The 20,564-nt window shown below is 63.1% G+C and carries 21 protein-coding genes; 8 read left to right on the top strand and 13 right to left on the bottom strand.

Translation table 11 applies throughout. From position 1 onward, the window contains the following. Window positions 1-10: 10 nt before the first annotated feature. The 3 genes from OIU37_RS16425 to OIU37_RS16415 all read right to left on the bottom strand — a co-directional run bounded on the left by OIU37_RS16425 (window position 11) and on the right by OIU37_RS16415 (window position 1,950). Window positions 11-688: a helix-turn-helix transcriptional regulator gene (locus OIU37_RS16425; protein WP_264258070.1), complete on the bottom strand. Its 678-nt coding sequence runs from the start codon at window positions 686-688 to the stop codon at window positions 11-13. A 124-nt stretch (window positions 689-812) separates the two neighbouring features. Next, on the bottom strand, window positions 813-1,460 hold the full coding sequence (locus tag OIU37_RS16420; protein ID WP_003545225.1) for a response regulator transcription factor: 648 nt from the start codon (window positions 1,458-1,460) through the stop codon (window positions 813-815). A gap of 91 nt (window positions 1,461-1,551) precedes the next feature. Further along, complete coding sequence (locus OIU37_RS16415; protein WP_171601697.1) at window positions 1,552-1,950, bottom strand: hypothetical protein; 399 nt, start codon at window positions 1,948-1,950, stop codon at window positions 1,552-1,554. Window positions 1,951-2,068: 118 nt separating this feature from the next. On the opposite strand from OIU37_RS16415, the gene OIU37_RS16410 reads away from it, so the two are divergent. Further along, entirely contained in the window at window positions 2,069-2,422 is a 354-nt protein-coding gene (locus OIU37_RS16410) for a DUF952 domain-containing protein (RefSeq protein WP_168312386.1), read from the top strand. Beyond that, complete coding sequence (locus tag OIU37_RS16405) at window positions 2,419-3,507, top strand: quinone-dependent dihydroorotate dehydrogenase (protein ID WP_171601696.1); 1,089 nt, start codon at window positions 2,419-2,421, stop codon at window positions 3,505-3,507. The genes OIU37_RS16410 and OIU37_RS16405 overlap by 4 nt, the downstream gene beginning before the upstream one ends. Here the strand turns inward: OIU37_RS16405 and OIU37_RS16400 are convergent. From OIU37_RS16400 to OIU37_RS16390, 3 genes are all read right to left on the bottom strand, one after another. Beyond that, the gene (locus tag OIU37_RS16400) at window positions 3,483-4,829 is read right to left on the bottom strand and encodes an MATE family efflux transporter (protein ID WP_171601695.1); all 1,347 of its coding nucleotides are present in this window, start codon (window positions 4,827-4,829) and stop codon (window positions 3,483-3,485) included. The two genes, OIU37_RS16405 and OIU37_RS16400, sit on opposite strands and share 25 nt — an antisense overlap. A gap of 82 nt (window positions 4,830-4,911) precedes the next feature. Beyond that, window positions 4,912-5,409 (bottom strand): CAP domain-containing protein, encoded by a 498-nt coding sequence (locus OIU37_RS16395; RefSeq protein ID WP_180693874.1) that lies wholly within the window; start codon window positions 5,407-5,409, stop codon window positions 4,912-4,914. A 1-nt stretch (window position 5,410) separates the two neighbouring features. Then, window positions 5,411-5,677, bottom strand: coding sequence for a DUF6460 domain-containing protein (locus OIU37_RS16390; RefSeq protein ID WP_180693873.1), 267 nt, complete (start codon window positions 5,675-5,677; stop codon window positions 5,411-5,413). Between the two features lie 143 nt (window positions 5,678-5,820). On the opposite strand from OIU37_RS16390, the gene OIU37_RS16385 reads away from it, so the two are divergent. The 3 genes from OIU37_RS16385 to OIU37_RS16375 all read left to right on the top strand — a co-directional run bounded on the left by OIU37_RS16385 (window position 5,821) and on the right by OIU37_RS16375 (window position 7,921). Next, entirely contained in the window at window positions 5,821-6,753 is a 933-nt protein-coding gene (locus tag OIU37_RS16385) for a class I SAM-dependent methyltransferase (RefSeq protein ID WP_264258069.1), read from the top strand. Between the two features lie 211 nt (window positions 6,754-6,964). Continuing rightward, complete coding sequence (locus OIU37_RS16380) at window positions 6,965-7,600, top strand: YitT family protein (RefSeq protein ID WP_065282120.1); 636 nt, start codon at window positions 6,965-6,967, stop codon at window positions 7,598-7,600. A gap of 153 nt (window positions 7,601-7,753) precedes the next feature. After that, complete coding sequence (locus OIU37_RS16375; protein ID WP_182210899.1) at window positions 7,754-7,921, top strand: hypothetical protein; 168 nt, start codon at window positions 7,754-7,756, stop codon at window positions 7,919-7,921. A gap of 69 nt (window positions 7,922-7,990) precedes the next feature. Here OIU37_RS16375 and OIU37_RS16370 read toward each other — a convergent pair whose 3' ends face one another. Both OIU37_RS16370 and OIU37_RS16365 read right to left on the bottom strand, forming a co-directional pair. Further along, entirely contained in the window at window positions 7,991-8,452 is a 462-nt protein-coding gene (locus OIU37_RS16370; protein ID WP_011650365.1) for a carboxymuconolactone decarboxylase family protein, read from the bottom strand. A gap of 22 nt (window positions 8,453-8,474) precedes the next feature. Further along, complete coding sequence (locus tag OIU37_RS16365) at window positions 8,475-8,975, bottom strand: Rrf2 family transcriptional regulator (RefSeq protein WP_264258068.1); 501 nt, start codon at window positions 8,973-8,975, stop codon at window positions 8,475-8,477. 133 nt (window positions 8,976-9,108) lie between these two features. On the opposite strand from OIU37_RS16365, the gene OIU37_RS16360 reads away from it, so the two are divergent. The 3 genes from OIU37_RS16360 to pdeM all read left to right on the top strand — a co-directional run bounded on the left by OIU37_RS16360 (window position 9,109) and on the right by pdeM (window position 13,098). Next, window positions 9,109-9,741, top strand: coding sequence for a YitT family protein (locus OIU37_RS16360; protein ID WP_171601689.1), 633 nt, complete (start codon window positions 9,109-9,111; stop codon window positions 9,739-9,741). Between the two features lie 47 nt (window positions 9,742-9,788). Beyond that, on the top strand, window positions 9,789-12,299 hold the full coding sequence (locus OIU37_RS16355) for a ligase-associated DNA damage response DEXH box helicase (RefSeq protein WP_182210778.1): 2,511 nt from the start codon (window positions 9,789-9,791) through the stop codon (window positions 12,297-12,299). A gap of 61 nt (window positions 12,300-12,360) precedes the next feature. Next, window positions 12,361-13,098, top strand: a complete 738-nt coding sequence (pdeM, locus tag OIU37_RS16350) for a ligase-associated DNA damage response endonuclease PdeM (protein WP_182210779.1) — start codon at window positions 12,361-12,363, stop codon at window positions 13,096-13,098. A 44-nt stretch (window positions 13,099-13,142) separates the two neighbouring features. On the opposite strand, the gene OIU37_RS16345 is transcribed toward pdeM, so the two are convergent. The 5 genes from OIU37_RS16345 to OIU37_RS16325 all read right to left on the bottom strand — a co-directional run bounded on the left by OIU37_RS16345 (window position 13,143) and on the right by OIU37_RS16325 (window position 20,446). Next, complete coding sequence (locus tag OIU37_RS16345; protein WP_171601686.1) at window positions 13,143-13,724, bottom strand: transglycosylase SLT domain-containing protein; 582 nt, start codon at window positions 13,722-13,724, stop codon at window positions 13,143-13,145. A gap of 143 nt (window positions 13,725-13,867) precedes the next feature. Further along, window positions 13,868-14,425, bottom strand: a complete 558-nt coding sequence (locus OIU37_RS16340) for a dihydrofolate reductase family protein (protein WP_180693867.1) — start codon at window positions 14,423-14,425, stop codon at window positions 13,868-13,870. Window positions 14,426-14,623: 198 nt separating this feature from the next. After that, on the bottom strand, window positions 14,624-15,427 hold the full coding sequence (locus tag OIU37_RS16335; protein ID WP_171601684.1) for a TIGR02186 family protein: 804 nt from the start codon (window positions 15,425-15,427) through the stop codon (window positions 14,624-14,626). After that, window positions 15,424-16,347: a sulfite exporter TauE/SafE family protein gene (locus OIU37_RS16330; RefSeq protein WP_003545257.1), complete on the bottom strand. Its 924-nt coding sequence runs from the start codon at window positions 16,345-16,347 to the stop codon at window positions 15,424-15,426. Before OIU37_RS16330 ends, OIU37_RS16335 begins: the two co-directional genes overlap by 4 nt. 316 nt (window positions 16,348-16,663) lie before the next feature. Beyond that, the gene (locus OIU37_RS16325; protein ID WP_264258067.1) at window positions 16,664-20,446 is read right to left on the bottom strand and encodes a peptidoglycan-binding protein; all 3,783 of its coding nucleotides are present in this window, start codon (window positions 20,444-20,446) and stop codon (window positions 16,664-16,666) included. Window positions 20,447-20,564: the final 118 nt, after the last annotated feature.

Genomic DNA, 20,564 nt, shown 5'->3' with positions numbered 1-20,564 from the left:
GAATATCTTCCTATTGGCTGGCCCAGATGATCCGGGCGATCCAGTCGACGTCGGAAAGCTCGAGGGTGCGGTTGGGATGTTCGGGATTGAGCGACATCAGCTCGATCGACCGCGGGCTCTGGCGCAGCAGCACCTTAGCCATCACCTCACCCTCATTTGTGCGCACGACGACGCGGTCGTTGCGGCGCACCTGTGCCCCCGGCTCTACGATCAGAACGTCGCCGTCGCGGTAGAGCGGCATCATGCTCTCGCCCTGCACCTCCAGCGCATAGACGCCGGCCTTTTGCGACGGGGCTGCCGGAAATTCCACAACGTCCCAGCCCTGGCCGGCCGGAAAGCCGCCATCGTCGAAAAAGCCGCCGGCGCCCGCCTGGGCGAAGCCGAGCAGCGGAATGGAGCCGCCTTGCTGGGGAAATGCGCTTTCCTGTTGCTTGACCTGCTGCTCGGAGGGGCCGGCGTCCGGCCGCATGAAGGCCAGAAACTCCTCCATGCTCGCCCCTGTCGCATCGAGCACCTTGGCGATCGATTCCGTCGAGGGCCAGCGCAGTCGCCCGTCGGCGGAAAGCCGTTTCGACTTGTTGAAGGAGGTCGGGTCAAGGCCGGCGCGGCGCGCAAGACCGGATGGCGTCAGCTCGTGCCGTCCGGCAAGCCTGTCGATCGCTTCCCAAATCTGGTCGTGTGACAGCATGTGCGCCCGATCCCTGCGCGGCTGTTTCAACGGCGCGCTTCAACCGGGCGGAATGTTAACCGACCGGTCCGCCCGAGTAAAGATAAAGGAGGAATAAAATCCTGTCACATCAGGCGTGCCATGCTCAGGCGACCATCGCCATGTTGATCTTGCCGAGCTGGATGACGGCCTGCGTCCGGCTGTCGACATCGAGTTTCAACAGGATCGCCGAGACATGCGCCTTGATCGTCGCCTCGGAGACGCCGAGTTCGTAGGCGATCTGCTTGTTCAGCAGCCCTTCGCCGAGCATGGTCAGCACCCGGCTCTGCTGCGGCGTCAGCGTATGCAGGCGGTGGATCAGGTCGGCGACATCGGGATCCTGCTCCTGCCCGTCGCGATAGCTTTCCGGCGTGGCGATGTCGCCGGCAAGCACCGTTTGGATGCTGCGGCGGATGTCCTCGATGCCTGAGGATTTCGATATGAAGCCGGAGGCACCGAGTTCCAGCGCCCGGCGGATCGTCGTCGCATCGTCGGTCGCCGAGACGATGACGATCGGCAGGCTGGCGAATTCGGAGCGCAGCGCCATCAGGCCGGAAAAGCCGCTGACCCCGGGCATGGCGAGATCGAGCAGCATCAGGTCGGCATCCGCATGGGCGCCGGCGGCCCGGCGCGCGGCGGCGAAATCGCCGGCCTCGACGATCGACTGCCGGCCTTCCATGCCGATCACCGCCTGGCGCAGCGCGTCACGGAAAAGCGGATGATCGTCCGCAATAATGATGGTCTGTTCCTGCATCGAAAACTCCCTCCCAAGAGCCCGATCATGCCGGCATGTGCCTCCGCCCCTCCGCGTTGCATACCGGCTTGCTCATAGTGACTATATCAGATCAGGTCTTCTGCGGAAGGGGATTGGTGTTTTCCTCGGCCTGGAACTCCTTCACCATCCCCATGAAACTCTTCATCATCCGCTCCATGATGCTGATCGAACGGTCGACCTCGGCGTCGCTCGGCAATGCGCGCTGGATGACACCGCCCTGTTCGAGCGCCGTCACCCGCTTTGCCAGCCGGTCGAGTTCGTCCTCATAGGCCGCCCGTTCATCGGCCGCCATCCGGCAGACGAGGGCGTCGTCCTTGTCCTGGCAGATCGACATTGCCCCGGTCTGCCGGTCGAGCCGGACGAAATGGTCGCCGCTCTTTTCTAGCTGGAAGCGGCCCGCATCAGGTTCGACGGCCGCGGCCGCAAGCGGCAGGAGAGTAACGCCAAGTGTGAGAACCAAAACCTTCATCGTCTCATCCTCCGGATTTTGCCAATTGCTGTCCCGTTTTTCGGCGCCGGGGCGTGGACATCGCCGCCTCTTTCCGGCAAAGCCCTCGTGACCGAGGACCAGCAATCGCGAGGCCATGATGACCGTGACACCGACCCTTTACAAGATCGTGACGGAAACGCTCTGGCAGCAAGCCAGACAAACCGGCACTTTTCATGGCGCCGGCATCGATCTCAAGGACGGCTTCATCCATTTCTCGACAGCGGACCAGGTGAAGCAGACCGCCGCCCTGCATTTTGCCGGCCAGTCCGGCCTGCTGCTGATTGCCGTCGATGGCAGCGGCTTCGGTGACAGGCTGATCTTCGAACCCTCGCGCGGCGGCGATCTCTTCCCGCACCTCTACGCCGATCTGCCGCTTGCCGCCGTACTCTGGGAGGCGCCGCTGCCGCTCGACGAAGCCGGCGCCCATGTCTTCCCGGAGCTCGCGCCATGATCGATCCCTTCAAGCGTCTCGCCCGCAAGGGTCTCTTCCTGTTCGATCCGGAAACGGCGCACGGCATGTCGATCGCCGCTTTGAAATCCGGCCTCGTGCCGGCCTGTCAGATCACGCCCGATCCGCGCCTGCGCCAGACCGTTGCCGGCCTTACCTTCGAAAATCCGCTCGGCATGGCTGCCGGCTACGACAAGAATGCCGAGGTGCCGGAGGCGCTGCTGAAGCTCGGTTTCGGCTTTACCGAGATCGGCACGGTGACGCCGAAGCCGCAATCCGGCAATCCGCGCCCGCGCATCTTCCGCCTGGTGGAGGATGAAGCCGTCATCAACCGTCTCGGCTTCAACAATGAAGGCCATGATGCTGCCTTCGGGCGCCTCGCCGCGCTGAGGGGCGGTGGCATGATCGGCGTCAATATCGGCGCCAACAAGGACAGCGAGGATCGCATCGCCGATTATGTCGCCGGCATCCGCCGCTTTTATTCCGTCGCGCGCTATTTCACCGCCAACATCTCCTCGCCAAACACGCCCGGCCTGCGCGACCTGCAGGGGCGCGAAAGCCTTGCGGTGCTGTTATCAGCCGTGCTTGCGGCGCGCGACGAGATGGCGGCGGCCTCCGGCCGGAAGATCCCGGTCTTTCTGAAGATCGCCCCCGATTTGACCGAGGAAGGCATGGACGATATCGCCGCGGAAGTGCTCTCGCATGCGCTTGATGGCCTGATCGTCTCCAATACCACGCTTTCGCGCGACGGACTTAAGGATCAGCGCCAGGCGAAGGAGGCGGGTGGCCTCTCCGGCGTGCCGCTGTTCGAAAAGTCGACCGCGGTACTCGCCAGGATGCGCAAGCGGGTCGGTCCTGATCTGCCGATCATCGGCGTCGGCGGCGTTTCCTCGGCCGAGACCGCGCTGGAGAAGATCAGGGCGGGTGCCGATCTCGTCCAACTCTATTCTTGCATGGTCTATGAGGGCCCCGGCCTGGCCGGCGATATCGTCCGCGGCCTGTCGAAACTTCTGGACCGCGAAAAGGCCGGCTCGATCCGCGAAATGCGCGATTCCAGGGTCGATTACTGGGCAGCGCGAAAGGTCTGATCGGCCCGTTGCTTGACCAGCATCGCCAGGAAGAAACCGCGAAAGAGCAGGAAGGCGTTCATCGCCAGCCAGAGGCCGTGATTGCCGAAGAGCGGCACGAAGACCGCGAGCATCAAGAGATAGCCGGCAAAAGATATCAGCATCCGGTTGCGCATGTCGACCGACCATGTGGCGCCGATGAAGACACCGTCCATCAGGAAGGCGAGCGCGCCTGTCAGGCCCGTCACCGCCGCCCAGGGCAGATAGGTTTCGGCCGCCTGCCGCACCTCCGGCGAGGTCGTCAGCACCGAGATCAGCCAGGGGCCGGCGAGGAAGAAGAAGGCCGAGCCGAGCGCCGCCAGCCCGAAGGACCACAAGGTCGTGAGCTTCAGCCCGCGGTCGAAGGCCGGCCGGTAGCGCGCGCCGATTGCCCGGCCGATGATCTGTTCGGCGGCATTGGCAAGCCCGTCGAGATAATAGCCTGACAGCAGGAAGAAATTCATCACCACGGCATTGGCGGCAAGCGTCACTGCGCCGAAGCTGGTGCCGATCCGCGTCATGATGGTGAAGGCGCCGATCAGCACGAAGGTGCGGATCAGGATGTCGCGGTTGAGCGCGAAAAGCTCGGCCAGCCGGTGCCGGGAAAAGACCTCGGACCATGCCGGCCGCGCTGCCTTGCCGAAGCCGCTGAGCACGATGAAAAGCCCGGCGAGCGCGCCGACGCTTTCGCCGGCCATCGTTCCCCAGGCGACCCCCGCCACGCCCCAATCGAGCGTCAGGCCGAGATAGATGGAAAGCAGGATGTTGATGCCGTTGATGATCGCCTGCAGCAGCAGTCCGACATTGCCCTGTCCGCGCCCGAGCACGAAGCCGAGGATGGCATAATTGGCCAGTGCCGCGGGTGCTGCCAGCATGCGGATGGAAAAATAGGTGCTGGTCGCCTCGGCGATCGCCCCTTCCGCCCCCATCAGCCTCAACCCCGCCGCCATCAGCAGCGGCGAAAGACAGAGCAGCGCCAGTCCGCAGCCGAGCGCCGAAATCATCGCCCGGGAAAAGACCGCCTGCTGCTCGTGCAGGTTGTGACGGCCATAGGCCTGCGCCGTCAGCCCGGTCGTCGAGGCACGCAGGAAGTTGAAGCTGCCGAGGATCAGATCGAACAGCATCGCGCCGATCGCCAGCCCGGCCAGCGCTTCCGCATTGCCCATGCGGCCGACGACGGCGGTGTTCGTCAGCCCGAGGAGCGGCGTCGTCATGAAGCCGAGCGTCATCGGAATGGCGATCGACAGCACCATCAGGTGCGTCACGTCGAATGCAAGCGCGTTGTGATTGCTGCGTGTATCCATGCCGGCCTCGTCGCGGCAGCGCCTTGCGTCGTTTCAGACGCGCAAAAGACGCTGCATTTGAACTGCTGCAGGCGGAATCACCTCAGCTGGAAAGCACCATGGCCCAATAGGGCAGGTTCCTGGAAGATGTATTATGGGCGACGGCGACGCCAAGGCCGCCGTACCGTCCAAGCATGTTTTCCAGGTGATGCGGCGAGTTAATCCAGGCTGTCACCACGGCCTCGACGCTCTGCTGGCCCGACGCGATGTTTTCCGCTGCCGGCAGCCGCACGCCGCTCGCCTTGACCCGCGCGCCGAAACTGTCGGTCATGCCCATGAGATGCGTCATCTTGCCGGCACTCGCCATGCGTTTCGCCTGGAACAAGGCGGCAGTACTCGCCGCCGGATCGACGGCAAGCGGCGGAAGGCCGTTCTTGGCCCTGAGCTGGTTGACGAGCGGCAGTACGCTCGCCGTCTCGTCCTCGCCCTCCGACGGCGTGCCGGCCATCCGCGGTGTCGTGGTGCAGCCGGCAATGCCGGCGGCGAGCGCAAGTCCGGAAAGGCGCAGCAGGCCGCGCCTGGAAAGATCGATGGATGTCATGTTACCGGCGGTAGCTGAAAAGACGAAGGATGATGAAGAGCGGGATGACGATCGTCGCGCCGAGGAGGAGATAGTCGCCGACGCGCCCCAGGGCCGAGAAGCCCCGGTACCAGATCTCCAGGATGAAATCGCGTATGCCGTAGATGATGGCCCACGGCGTCAGGCCGAAGACGGTCATGACGAAACCGACGATCAGCGACACCACGATAAGCTTTATCAATGTGCGGCCGATTGAATCGCCGAGGAACCTGTTCGCCTGATCGGACATAAGCCATCTCCTGTTTGCCCTTGGAATAAGGTCGCGGCGCGGCGCCCGCAAGCCCTTTCCGGAATTGGCCGCTTCGCCTCTGAAATAGGACTTGAGTTTTTTTGTGGCCGCCGCCAAATGCGGCGAACCAATAAGGCCCATTGATGCAACCCCATCAGCTTTCCTCCGGCGATGTCATCGCCGACCGCCGCGCCGATTATGCCAGGATGCTTGAAGAAGGCGGTGAGCCGGAAGCGGCCGCCGAGCTGATGGAACAGGCCCTCGAGCTCGTGCCTGCCTGGGCCGCCGGCTGGTATCGCCTCGCCACCTATCGCGAAAAGTCGGGCAGGGGCGACGTTGCGATCGAGGCCTATCGCAGGACGCTTGCCCTCGATCCCGATGATATTTTCGGTGCAACCCTCAAGATCGCCCTTCTCGGCGGCGCGGCCATGCCCGACCAACCGCCGAGCCGCTATATCGAGCGCCTCTTCGACGACTATGCCGACCGTTTCGAATCAGCCCTTGTCGAAAAGCTCGACTACAGCGTCCCGCAGAAGCTTGCAGCGCTTATCGCCTCAACCGGCAGGCGCTATGAACTCGCCGTCGATCTCGGCTGCGGCACCGGCCTGCTCGGCCCTGAAATCCGCGGACGTGTCGGCCGCCTCGAAGGCTTCGATCTCTCCCAGAACATGCTGGCAAAGGCCGCCGAGAAACAGGTCTATGACAGTCTCGCCCAGGCCGATCTCTCGCTCGCGCCCGATCTTTCCGGCCTCTTTGCAGATGCGGCACGCCATCGCGCCGACCTGGTGACGGCGGCCGATGTGCTGATGTATCTCGGCAATCTCGAAAGCGTCTTTGCCATCATCGGAGAACTCGCTGCAGCAGGCGCCGATATAGCCTTTTCCGTCGAGGATGCGGGGGACGGCGAGCGCTTTCATCTCGCCCCGTCGCTGCGTTACGCCCATTCGGAAAGCTATGTCAGGACGCTTCTTGCCCGTTACGGGCTGGAGATCCTGAAGACCGTCAAGTCGGTCATTCGCAAAGATGGCGGCAAACCGGTTTCCGGCATTCTGTTCCTTGCGCAGAAGCCAGCGTGAGCGAACATTTCTTGCGATTTTTTAATAGGTCAGTATGGCTTACCTATTTCGCTTGATCGCAGGACCGAAAAACCCGATACTGCACCACATCGGCTGAGAGCCCGGCAATATTACGCCGAGGCGCTCGGGCTCCTTTCATGATCCAAAATTCCGCCGCGCCCGGGCCTTCCCAAGCGCGTTCTTGAACTCGTCTGCCGTGGAGACTGGCGACATGACACAGCTCATCAATGCCCTTGGTTTTTGGAATACGACTGCGACGCGCCACACGCCGATCGAAGATGTGCAGGGCATATTCTCGGGCAGCCTCGTTGCGGCGCTCGGCCTCTATGTGCTCGCCAGCGCTGGCCTTCTGACCGGCAGCACGGCCGGCGTGGCCTTCCTCCTGCATTATGCCTTCGGCGCCAATTTCGGTCTGGCCTTCTTCCTGCTCAACCTGCCGTTCTTCTATCTCTCCTGGAAGCGCCTCGGCATGGCCTTCACCATCAAGACCTTCATCGCCATCGGCCTGACGTCGGTGCTTGCCGATGTGCAGTCGCGCTTCTTGTCCATTTCAAGCATTCATCCGGCCTGGGCGGCACTTCTCGGCGGCCTGCTGCTCGGCTTCGGCCTGCTGGCGCTCTATCGTCACCGCGCCAGCCTCGGCGGCGTCGGCATTCTCGGCATCTACCTGCAGGAGCGTTTCGGCATCCGCGCCGGCCTCGTCCAGCTCGCCATCGACATGTGCGTGCTCGCCGCCGCCTTCTTCGTCACCACGCCGCCTGTCGTCTTCTATTCGGTGCTCGGCGCCGTCGTCCTCAACCTCTTCGTCGCCATTAACCACCGCGCCGACCGTTACATCGCGCTTTAGTTTTGCGCATTTCGTTATCGCAAAACCGCTGCACACTTTTGCGCGACATGCTCCAACGTTACAAATCGGTAAGCCATTCTAAACAAAACGTAACTTGCCTGTGATCGGTTGCGGCGCGAAACTCATCTCGCGCCGGATTTGATGAGGTGAGTTATGTCAGATTTGGAAAAACTTGTCAGACGCCGTATGCAGGAAGAATATGCCAAGGGCACTTCCGCAGAAGAAATTGCGAAAGTCGTTCGCGATCTATTCAACAGCATCGACCTCTCGGGCAATCGGTTTGACGCCGTTGCCGTACGGGCCGCCAGGAATCACGAGTAACCCGATATTCGACCGACCCGAGATTTTCGGGTCGGTTGCCAGGATGAATTCCCTGCAAGCGGATTTCGATCACGCTGCCTTCTGCGCCGCATCGAGCGGATGCTGCGAGCGGAAGCCGACGGCAAGCCGATTCCAGATGTTGATGGCGCCGATCGCCACCGTGATCTTCGTCATTTCTTCCTCGGAAAAATGGGCCTTCAGCGTCTCGTAGTCGGCATCCGGCGCGCCTGTTTTGGCGATATTGGTCACTGAATCCACCCAGCCGAGCAGCGCCCGTTCGCGAGCATCATAGACCGGGGATTCCCGCCAGACGCACATCAGGTTGATCCATTGTTCGGAGAGCCCATCGTGGCGGGCTTCCTTTACATGCATGTCGACGCAATAGGCACAGCCGTTGATCTGCGAAGCGCGCAGCTTGATCAGGTGGATGAAGCGGCGCTCCAGCCCGGAGGACTGGACATATTGCTCGAGTGCTGCGACCGCCTTGTAGGCATCGGGGGCGGCTTTGGCGAAGTTGAAGCGTGGTTGCATGGTCTTTCTCCTTTGTTGTGGCTCAACGAGCCGTCTTGCGTTCATGGATTTCAAGGAAGGCGCAGGCTCTAGCTGCGATCGATCCGTCGTCGACGGCGGCAAGTTCGATGCCGATATCGGCCAGGCTCGTCTTGGCGAGCTCGGCGCGATAGACCCGTTCGGCTTTCAGCATCGCCGCGTTGATGGTGCAGGGCTGGGCGAACAAGCGATCGGAGACCGGGTTGGGTCCGCGCTGGCGGATTTCAGCGCAGCGGAATGCCGGTGCTGACCCCTCGACCGCGAGCACGATGTCGAGCAGCGAAATCTCCTTCGGCGCTTTTGCCAGCCTGTATCCGCCCTTCGGCCCCGGCACGGTATCGAGGATGCCGGCGCCCGACAGCGCCTGCAGATGCTTCAGCAGATAACTTGTCGAGACGCCGTGGAATTCCGCCAGTGCGGCGGCCGAAAGCACGCTGCCTTCGGAGAGGCCGGCAAGCATCGCAACGCAGTGAATGGCCTGCTCAACCCCATCGCTCATTTTCATGCTCGTGGCCTCCTCAATTCGTGGATAAAAAATATCCATGATTAAGTCTGAAGTCAAGAGGCGTCCTTGTTGCTTGCCGCTTGCCTTTATCCTGACCGCGGATAGAAGACGGAAAAGCCGACAGGGGAACAACATGGCATCCAACGCTTTCGCAGGCCTTCTGAATTCCAGCGCCGATCGTCATTCGCTGTTCGACGACGCCCAGGGCATCGTCGCCGGCAGCATGCTTGCCGTGCTCGGCGTATCGCTTCTCTCCGGAGCGGGGCTGCTTGCCGGCGGCACGGCGGGCCTTGCCTTCCTCGCCCATTATGCGACGGGCTTCAGCTTCGGCCTCTGTTTTTTCGTCGTGAACCTGCCCTTCTATTATCTCGCCTTCCGCCGCTTGGGCGCCGCCTTTACCATGAAGACCTTCGCCGCCATCGCGCTCACCTCGGTCCTGTCGGAATTCGTCCCAGGCTTCATCAGCATGGCGCATGTCGATCCTATCGCCGGTGCGCTGTTCGGTGGCCTCGTCATCGGCGCCGGCATGCTGGCGCTCTTCCGCCACCGCGCCAGCCTCGGCGGCATCGGCATTCTCGCCCTCTATATCCAGGATCGCTTCGGCTGGCGCGCCGGCTTCGTCCAGCTTGGCTTCGACGGCATCATCCTGGCGCTCTCCTTCTTCGTCGCAAGCCCCTTCATCATCGCCTGCTCCGTGCTCGGCGCGATCGTTCTCAACCTCACGATTGCCATCAACCACCGCAAGGACCGCTATATCGCCATGTGAAAAGCCGCCGCTCTTCTTTTTCCCCGGCGTTTGACTACTTTCAGGGCGTGGACCAGATCGATTCCGAAGCCCGTGCCCTGCTTCCTGCCGCCTTTGCCCGCTGGTTTGCGGAAAAGGGCTGGCGCCCGCGCGCCCATCAGCTGGAGCTGCTTACCCGCGCCGAGGCCGGCGACAGTACGCTGCTGATTGCGCCGACCGGCGCCGGCAAGACGCTCGCCGGTTTCCTGCCCTCGCTCACCGATCTCACCCGCCGCGGCAAGATCCCGCCGGGCTCTGCCTTCACCGGCATCCATACGCTCTATGTCTCGCCGCTGAAGGCGCTTGCCATCGATATCGAGCGCAACCTGATGAAGCCGGTCGAGGAGATGGGCCTGCCGGTCACCGTCGAAAACCGCACCGGCGATACGCCGAACGCCAAGCGCCAGCGCCAGAAGCTCAACCCGCCGGATATTCTGCTGACGACGCCCGAACAGGTCGCCCTGCTTCTGGCGAACCGCGAGGCCGAGCGCTTCTTCAAGGACCTGAAATATGTCGTCCTCGACGAACTGCATTCGCTCGTCACCTCCAAGCGCGGCCATATGCTTTCGCTCGGCCTTGCCCGCCTGCGCCGCCTTGCCCCTGGTCTCCAGACGATCGGCCTTTCGGCGACCGTCGCCGAACCCATGGACCTGCAGAAATGGCTGGTCGGCCAGGAAGAGGGTAGCGAGCATCATGCAGGGCTCGTGGTCGTCGAAGGCGGCGCGAAGCCCGATATCTCGATCCTGTCGACCGAGGAGCGCATCCCCTGGGCCGGCCATGCCGCCCGATACGCCATTCCCGACGTCTACAACAAGCTCCTCGAACATCGCACGACGCTGCTCTTCGTCAACACCCGCAGTCAGGCGGAAATGCTGTTCCAGGCGCTCTGGACGATCAATGACGACAACCTGCCGATCGCGCTCCATCACGGCTCGCTCGATGTCGCCCAGCGCCGCAAGGTCGAGGCGGCGATGGCCGAAAACCGGCTGCGTGCCGTCGTTGCCACCTCCACCCTCGATCTCGGCATCGACTGGGGCGATGTCGATCTCGTCATCCATGTCGGCGCGCCGAAGGGTGCCTCGCGTCTTGCCCAGCGCATCGGCCGCGCCAACCACCGCATGGACGAGCCCTCGAAGGCGATCCTCGTGCCGGCCAACCGTTTCGAGGTCATGGAGTGCCAGGCAGCGCTCGATGCCAATTATATCGGCGCGCAGGACACCCCGCCGGTCGGCCGCGGCGCGCTCGACGTGCTCGCCCAGCATGTGCTCGGCATGGCCTGCGCCGAACCCTTCGACATGCTCGAACTCTACGATGAAATCATCAGCGCCTCGCCCTATGCCGATCTGAGCTGGGAGACCTTCGAGCGCATCGTCGATTTCGTCGCGACCGGGGGGTATGCGCTCCGCACCTATGAGCGCTACGCCCGTATCCGCAAGACCGCGGAGGGCCGCTGGCGCGTCTCCAATCCTGCGGTCGCTCAGCAATACCGCCTCAACCTCGGCACCATCGTCGAAAGCCCGATGCTGAATATCCGCATGGTCAAGCGCGGCGAGGGCGGCAGAATCGGCCGCGGCGGTGCCACGTTGGGGAAGGTCGAAGAATATTTCCTCGAGCAATTGTCGCCGGGCGATACCTTCGTCTTCTCCGGCAAGGTGCTGCGCTTCGAGGGCATCCGTGAAAACGAGTGCCTCGCCTCGCAGGCCTTTTCGCTCGATCCGAAAATCCCATCCTATAATGGCGGCAAGTTTCCGCTGTCGACCTATCTCGCCGAGCAGGTGAGGGCGATGATCGCCGATCCCGATCGCTGGCGACACCTGCCGGATCAGGTGCGCGACTGGCTGTCGCTGCAGAACGACAAGTCGATGCTGCCGAAGCGCGACGAGTTCCTGATCGAAACCTTTCCGCGCGGCAGCCGCGGTTATATGGTCGCCTATCCCTTCGAAGGCCGTCTCGCCCACCAGACGCTCGGCATGCTGCTCACCCGCCGGCTGGAGCGTATAGGCGCCAAGCCGCTCGGTTTCGTCGCCACCGATTATTCGCTTGCCATCTGGGGCCTCGAAGATATGGGGCTGATGATCCGCAATGGCCGGCTCGACCTCTCCGACCTCTTCGATGAGGACATGCTCGGCGACGATCTCGAAGCCTGGCTCGACGAATCCTTCCTGTTGAAGCGCACCTTCCGCAATTGCGCCGTGATTGCCGGCTTGATCGAGCGCCGCCATCCGGGCAAGGAAAAGAGCGGCCGCCAGATCACCGTCTCCGCCGATCTGATCTACGACGTGCTGCGCAGCCACGAGCCGGATCACATCCTCTTGCAGGCGACGCGGCAGGATGCGGCGACGGGACTTTTGGATATTGGCCGTCTTGGCGATATGCTGAGACGAATCAGGGGCCACATCACCCATCGCGCTCTCGACCATATTTCCCCGCTCGCCGTGCCGGTGATGCTGGAAATCGGACGCGAGGCGGTGCCGGGCGAGGCACATGACGTGCTCCTGGCCGAGGCGGCGGACGATCTGATCGCCGAAGCGCTCGCTTGACGAGAATCGGGCCTGATGAGAATGAGGGCCTGACGATTTAGGCCCTGACGACGATTTAGGAATGACGACCGTGATGAACCGCCTGGCGCTGGCGCGCGACATATCGGGACTTGCCGCGATGCCGGGCATCGAGACATCGGTCCATGGCATTGCCGCCGTCTGCGATCCGCTCGGCGCCCTCTATCTGCCCGATGCCGGCCTGCTCGTCGTCTCCGACCTGCATCTGGAAAAGGGAGCAGCCTTCGCCCGCCGCGGCATGATGCTGCCGCCTTACGATACGCTGGCGACGCTGACTGTCCTTGCCGCCGTCATCTCGCGTTATGACCCGAAGCTCGTCATCTCGCTCGGCGACAATTTCCACGACCGCATCGGTTCCAAGCACCTGCCGGAGAATTTTCGCGCCCTGATCGTCGAGATGGCGCGCGGCCGCGAATGGATCTGGATCAATGGCAACCATGATCCGGATGGCATCGTCGATCTGCCGGGCACATCTGTCGACGAGATGCATTATGCCGGCCTGACCTTCCGGCACGAGCCGAAGAACGGCTTGCAGAGCGGCGAAATCGCCGGCCACCTGCACCCGTCGGCGACCGTCCGCCGCCGCGAGAAATCCGTCCGCCGCCCGTGCTTTGCCACCGACGGCGCCCGCCTGCTGATGCCGGCCTTCGGCGTCATGAGCGGCGGTCTCGATCTCGGCCATCAGGCGATGAAGGGCCTGTTCGACAAGGCTTTGCTGGTGGCGCATCTGCTCGGCAAGGACCGGATTTATTCGGTGCGGTATGGGAATTTGTGGGGATAGCGCCTGTTATTCCAGGTCGGCGGGCTGGCACGGCACCACCTAACTCAATCGCACTCCTGCAGCTGCCGCTGATACGTCCCTGCCATCCGCGCAAACTTCTGCGCCGTCTGCTGCAATTGCCTGTTCGAGCGCCAGTCTCCGCGTTTGTATCCCGTCGGCCCGGAATAATAGGCAAGGTAGAGATTATAGGCATCGTTCAGCGGAATGCCGGTCTCCAGGCTGTTCTGGTAATGATACCAGCCGATGAAATCGATCGCGTCGGCGAAGTTCGCCCGCCGCGCGGTCCAGTTCCCCGTCTGCGACTGGTAGTGATCCCAGGTCCCGTCGAGCGCCTGCGAATAGCCGTAGGCTGTCGAAGGACGGGTCCAGGGAATGAAGCCGAACAGCTTGGTGCGCGGCGGCCGCGCATAGGGCTGGAAGCCGGATTCGGTATACATCGTCGCCATCAGGATCGGCACGGGCACGCCGTATTTCTTCTCCGTCCGTTCGGCGGCGCTCTGCCAGCTGGAGAAGAGCCCGTCGCGCTCGTCGAAGACGGCACAGATGTTCCTCGTCTGCTTCGGCGCCGTCGCGCAGCCGGCAAGCAGCGCGAGACCCACGGCCGTCAGAACGATACGAGTACGCATGACAAAACCTCTCGTTTCCGAGAGATTACTAACTCGTAAATGTTAAAAACCGGTTTTTAGTCGAATGCGAACTTCCCCGGCTGCTTCCCTGTGCGGCCAGGGATCGATACCCTGGCCTGACCATCTGGATGGCATCCCATCCACTACGCTTTGACGGGCTCGTAGCGCAGGATCATCGCACCGCCTTCCGTCGTCGAGGATTCGATGAGCTTCAGCGGCACCTGGCTCTCTGCCGGCTTGAAAAGCGGATTGCCGCCGCCGAGGATCACCGGCACCAGGCAAACCCTGATTTCGTCGATAAGGCCGGCTTTCAGCAGGCTGTCGGCAAGCTCGGCGCTGCCGAAGATCAAGATCATCTTGCCGTTCTCCTGCTTCAGCCGCGTCAATTCGGGGATCGGATCGCTGACGACGCGGGCATTGTTCCAGCCGGGCTCGCTCATCGTCCGCGACACGGCGATCTTGGCGATGCCGTTCATATAGGCTTTGATCTCACCTTCGCCCTCGGCGGTCGGCCAGTAGGAGGCCATGCCCTCATAGGTCTTGCGGCCGAACACCAGCAGATCGCTTTCCCTGCCGAACTGTTCGGCATAGCGCTGCAGCTCAGGCCCCCAGGCGAGATTGTGGAAGTCGATATCCCATGGCTTCGTGCCTTCGAAATAACCGTCGAGTGTCATCAGGTTCCAGACAACAAGCTTTCTCATTTCCATCCTCCTTCTGAATTGCCGTCCATCAAAACCGGTTGTGTTTAGCAACTGGTTAGAAGTTAGGTCGACTGATAGCGAAATGCAAGCGGTTTTTTTGGAGCAAACATTCGGGCAAGCGGCTGCTCGCCCAGGCCTTCGTGCTCAGCGCCTTGCCGAGCCTATTCGGGAGGAAATCCTGAGCGCCTTGGCTGTGGATCAGTCCTTGCGGAAGATCAGGCTGGCACCCCAGCCGGTGATCACGGCGAGCAGCACGGCCGCAAAGCCGTAGAGGATCGGCTGCTCATGCGCCGCATCGGTGATCGTCTGCTCGATGCCGGTCTTGATGACCCGCAGTGGCAGCGATTTCTCGGTCACGAAAAGCCCGCTCTTGAACAGATAGGCGCGCACGGTGTGCACGCCGTTCGGAATGTTTGCTGGCAAGCGCAGGCTCGCCTTGAAGAGGTTGGAGGAAACGAACCGCACGCCGCTCGGGTTGCGGTCGTAGAGCCCGCCGCCCTGCTGCAGTCGCCGGAAGGCATCGCGGAACTCGCCGAGATTGCTACCGTCGCCGACGAAGCCGACCGGCGTCAGCGGAATGTGGTCGATGCCGATCCCCTGATCGGTCAGCTCGAGCGGTGTTGTCAGATCGTCGATCATGCGCGAGCTCGACATCGAATAGGAATGCGGCACCGCTTCGAAGGTCATCGAGCGGGTGTTCACCCAGATGCCGAAGACGCGTTCCTTCCTGCGCACCGTCGCGTCCTCGCGCGGGCCCTCCAGCACCACGACCACGTCATATTGACCGATGGCGAGCAGCAGCTGGTCGGTATTCGAGAGCGCCCCGAAGATGGTCAGATCCGCGCCGTGGAAATCCGAGGTGATGGCGATTTCACTGGTCGACGTGCCGATTTCCAACCCTTCACGCACCGCTTCCGTTGCTTGCCCCGGCAACCACTGCGCTCCGGCAACAGCCGGCAGCAGGCAAAGCAATGCGATGGCGAAAGTCAGCAGACGCGTCAATTGCCTGCTCCCATCACCACCGAATAGACGTCGGCCGGCGTCACCACCAACGCGATCGCAAGACGCACGCCGACGGCGAGCACCAGCAGGCCGAGCAGGGCGCGCAGCTGCTCGCCGCGCAGTTTTTGGCCGACGCGCACGCCGTATTGCGCCCCGATGACACCTGCCACCATCAGGATGAAGGCGAGCACGATGTCGACGGAAAAGTTCGTCGCCGCCTGCACGATCGTCGTATAGGCGGTCACGAAGATGATCTGGAACAGTGAGGTGCCGACGACGACATTGGTCGGGATACGCAGCAGGTAGATCATCGCCGGCACCATGATGAAGCCGCCGCCGACACCCATGATCGAGGTGAGGATGCCGATCGCAAAGCCAAGCGCGACGATCGGAATGACGCTGAGAAAGATCTTCGATTTCTTGAAGCGCACCTTCAGCGGCAGCTTGTGCACCCAGTGCTGGTGACCGGGCTTGCGCGGTGCGGGCGGCTCGTTGCGCGCTGCCCGCCGCATGGCATTGACGCTTTCGAGCAGCATCAGTCCGCCGACGGTGCCGAGGAAGATCACATACATCAGCGAGATGATGAGATCGAGCTGGCCGATAGCACGCAGTAAAGAGAAGATCCAGATGCCGACCGTCGCACCCGCAAGGCCGCCGACCAGCAGCACCGTGCCGAGTTTGACGTCGAGCGAGCCGCGCCGGAAATGCGTGATCGCGCCCGATATCGACGACGCCACAACCTGGTTGGCGCCGGTCGCGACGGCGACGACGGGGGGAATGTTGTAGAAGATCAACAGCGGCGTGATGAGAAAACCGCCACCGACTCCGAACATTCCAGACAGGAATCCGACGGCCGCCCCCATGCCGAGAATGATGAAGATATTCACCGACAATTCTGCGATGGGCAGATAGATTGTCACAGCCGACCCCGAATGATGACCGCTCCTGCCGGGCGGTTTCTTGTCACGTCCCCGTTCGAATGCGCACCATACTGTGAAATCGTTGCCAGAGGCTTTCGATCGGCCCCGTGATTAGCCATAGAGATTGACGGAGAGATCGGTGGCAGAGGATTCGCCGGATGCGCGGATCGATATGTCCGGGCATAATCCGGCTTTTTTCAGGTTTTGTGACAGGCGACGGCAAAATTGGAAAAAGCCTTGCGGCATAGTGCCGCCAGGCGTTTTTCATCTCCGGAAGAGAGAGTCGAGACGATCCCGCGTCGATGCGACGCAGGCCTCAGATTGCCTTGCTGCCCTGTTTGTTGCGTTCGAGCAGCGCTTTCACGGTCGCGTCGGTCACCTTGCCGTCCGGCTCCTGCCCGACGGACTTCTGGAAGTTTTTGATCGCCGTCACGGTCTTCGCGCCCATTTCGCCGTCCGGCACGCCGGCGTCGAAGCCGTTATTGTTGAGGATCGCCTGGATATTGCGGACCGCCTTCTTCATGTCGACGCTCGCCGTCTTCGCGCCGGTGCCCGCCCATTCGTCGGGGATGTCGATGGCGTTCGTGCGATGGTCGACCGGCTCCGCCTTCCAGCGTTCGGCCTTGGCGCGCGCCCGTTCGAGCTGGTCGGGTTTCATGGCTTTGACCACTTCGTCGCGCTTCTGCGCCGCATCCTTGTCGCCGGCCTTGGCGGCGATCGCAAACCACTTGTAGGACTCTTCGAGATCCGCCGGAACGCCGTTGCCGCGTGCGCAGAGGATTGCCAGGTTGAACTGGCTGTCGGTGATGCCGAGGTTCGCAGCCTTGGTGAACCACGAGGCGGCCGTCGCATAATCCTGCTGGCCGAGCGCGCCGGAGGCGTAGAGCACCGCAAGATTGTGCATGGCGCTGGCATTGCCCTGGTTTGCCGCCTGCTCGTAAAAACCCTTCGCCTTGGCGATGTCGCGTTCGACGCCGTTGCCCTTTTCGTACATGCTGCCGAGGCGGTATTGCGCCGGCGCAAAGCCCTTGTCGGCCGAAAGCTGGTACCAGCCTGCGGCCTGCTTCTGATCGACCGCCATGCCGTTGCGGCCATCGGAATAACGCGCGCCGATCTCGAACAGTGCCAGCGCATCGCCGCCGCTCGCCGCATCGGCAAGCGATTTCGGCTGGACCGTGTCGGGAATAGTGATGGCGGCCTGCGGTGCGGGTGCTGGAACGAAGCCCGATGTCTCCTGTGCCGCAGCCGACGGACCGGGAGGGGCGAATGTCGCAGCCCCTTCGCCGTCAAGCGGCGTCACGTCGGTCAGATGCTCGCCGGCCGCCGGCGGGGTTGTTTCCGGCTGCGCCTGTTCAGCAGCGGGCGGCGTGGCATCCGCTGCCGGAGCGGTCGTTCCGAGAGCGGCGGCATCCGGCTGGGCAGGTGTCGCGTCAGGCAAGGCCGGCGGCGGGTTTTCCGCGCCGGTCAGCGCCGAGACTTCCGCTGGCGGCTGCGGCGCGCGCTCGCCGCTTGTCAGCGTTCGGGCAAGCGGAAAGGCCATGATGGCGAGCAGCACGGCGCCGACGGCCAGCAGGATCGGCCGCCGGTAGCGCGAAAAGGCGCTGGTCTTGCCAGTCTTGTCGGAAGTCTTGTCAGAAGCCTTGCCGGCATTCGCGCCCTTCTTCTCGGCCTTGACGGTTGCCTGCTTCGGATTGGCATCCACCTCCATCGCGGCCGCCTGCGCCGCACGGCGCGCAGCAGCGATATAATCCGCGCGATCGGTTTCGCCGGCAGGTTTGCCGCGTGCCGCACTCTGGCTGGCGCGAACCCGTTCAAGGATCTTCTTCACGTCAGGTGTGCCCGAGCCCGGCTCGAGCAGTTCGTTTGCCGCATCCGTCGGCACCACATCGGTGGGATCGATCGACGGCGCGGGGTCGATCATCGGGCGTTCGGTCGCCCGGCTCTCGGCCTTCTTGCCGGGTATCAGCCGCTTGCCGAGGCTGGCGAGCAGGCTGGCCTTTGCCGGTGCCTGTGTCCCTGGCGATGTCGCTGCCGTCTCCGTTGTCCTGGTCGCGGCTTCGATGGCGATCGCGCTCGTTCCGCTCATGGCTGTGGTTTGCGCCGGGGCGGCAGGTTCGGCGGCGACCTCGGCCGTGCGGATAACAGGAGAAGCCTTCGCTGTCGGGGCAGCGGCCGGCGTCCTGTTCATCTCGGCTTCGGCCACCATCAGCGCATAGGGATCGACATCGAAATCGACGTCGGCGATCGGCATCTGCGCGGCGGGCCGGCCGCGATCTTCCATGCCGTCGAGCCGATCGGCGATATGCACCAGCGTCTCGTGCAGCGCCTGGAAAGTCTTGTGCGTGCGTTCCTCGCTGTCGCGGCTGAGATCTTCGAGGTGGCGCAGATCCTCGGCCAGCGCCGTCAGCGCCGACATGTCGGCTGCAGGCATGACACCCTGCGGGCCGCCATGGCGCGAATAGGCTTCGACGACGGCCTCTGCTGCCTGGCGTGCCGCCTCGATGATATATTCATCGCTTGTCGCCATGTAATCTTCGATCGCGCCCATGCGCTGGTCGAGTTCGGGGGGTATTACAGCGCTTTCGCGCGGCGCGCTCATCAGTGCCGAAAGATTGGCGATCTGGTCTTCGAGGTTCTTCAGCGCCCGCGGATCGGTCGGCGCTGCCGATGTGCTCTCTTCCAGCCGGGCGGCAATGTCACTCAGCCGTCCTTCGAGACGCAGGAAGGCGCCGTCGTCGACTACCGCGGCCGGTGCCGGTGTCAACTGCTGATGGGCCATCTCGTCGATGCGCCGGGCGAGATGGTCGAGCCGCTGCGCCAGTACGTCGTTGACGGCGCCGTTCTCAAGCGCGTCGATCTTGCGGGAAATGTCGGAAAGCGTGCCGGTGAGGTCGGCCTGCGGTGCCGTCTCCTGCGTGCGCTCCAGCAGATAGGAAAGATGTTCCAGCCGTTCGTCGAGCCGCGACGTCGCTTCCGCCTTCGTCAACTCCTCGACGCGTCCCGTCAGCGCCTCCAGCCGCATCGCCAGTTCGTCGGCCGGGTTCACGCGGCTCGCCGCATCATGGCTCATCAGGTCGATCTGGTCGGCGAGCGCCGCAAGCCGGCTTTCCAGCCGCTGCATCATGCCCGGATCATTCGCAGTCGCCGTGCGCCCGCTTGCCGCGATTGCCCGGCTGATCTCGTCGAGACGCATGTCCATGGCGGCGAACTGTTCGGACATGACCCGGTCGTGCGGCTGGATCATATTGCCGAAATGCTCCATCGCCGTGGCGATTGAGATCAGCTTGTCTTCCAGCGCCCGAACGGCCGGGCTTTCGCCCATGCCGCCGATATGGCGCTTGATATCGTCGAGCCGATAGGCGAGCGAAACGAGCTCTTCCTGCAACCCCTCGGTATCGAGCGCCGCAAGCCGGTTTTCGAAGCCATCCCAGCGGTTTTCCAAATGGCGCAGCGAATCCTCGCGCGCCAGCCCGTCCATCAGCGAGCGCAGCTCTTCGAAATCCTCGCGCAGGCCGGCAGCCTCCGGTGCAGCGGAGCGGCCGGTCAGCTGGGTGATGCTCTGGGCCAGGCGGCCCATGTCCGCGCGTATGTCGTCGGCGAAACGGCCGTCCCCGGCATTTGTCTTGATTTCGCGCAGCTCGGTGCGTAGCGCGTTCATCTCGCGGGTGACGCCCTCGGAAATGTCGCGCTTCAGGTCTTGTCGCAAGTTGACGAGCGCCTGGGCGATCTCCGTCATCGTGTCGTCGCCCGCGCGGAAGGCGGGTGCCGGCACTGGGGCGGCGGCGCGCGGCGTGGGTTCACGAAGCTGAGGGGCCTGCTCGCGTGCGTAAGGCCGCTCGCGGCCGGCTTCAAGCGCGCGCTGGCGTTGACGGATTTCGGCGAGCGGATCCGGCCGCGGCTCGGGCGGGGCCTTTGCGGGCCGGGGAGCATGGGAAGCGGCATAAGGGTCGCGCTCGGCCGTTGCCGTGCGCGGCCGCTGTTCGCGCCCGCTGCCCATCAGCCCTTCGATGCGCGCCTCCAGCCCTTCGATCGTGCGGTTCAGCGCATCGAGCGAGGTCCTGTCGGACTGTCGGGAAGGATTTGATCGCGATCCGTTCATCTTCTTGCTCGCTTCGACTGCTCGACCTCTCGTCAGAGCTCGATCTTTGGCTTTTCCGTCTGCTGCCCGCCTCTTTACGGGGACCGGAGCGCACCATTCATAAGACGATAGTCAATTA

Source organism: Rhizobium sp. BT-226 (genome assembly GCF_025847085.2).
Taxonomy (GTDB): Bacteria; Pseudomonadota; Alphaproteobacteria; order Rhizobiales; family Rhizobiaceae; genus Rhizobium; species Rhizobium sophorae.
The sequence above is the reverse complement of the archived record's forward strand: the minus strand, read 5'-3'. Positions and strand labels throughout refer to the sequence as shown.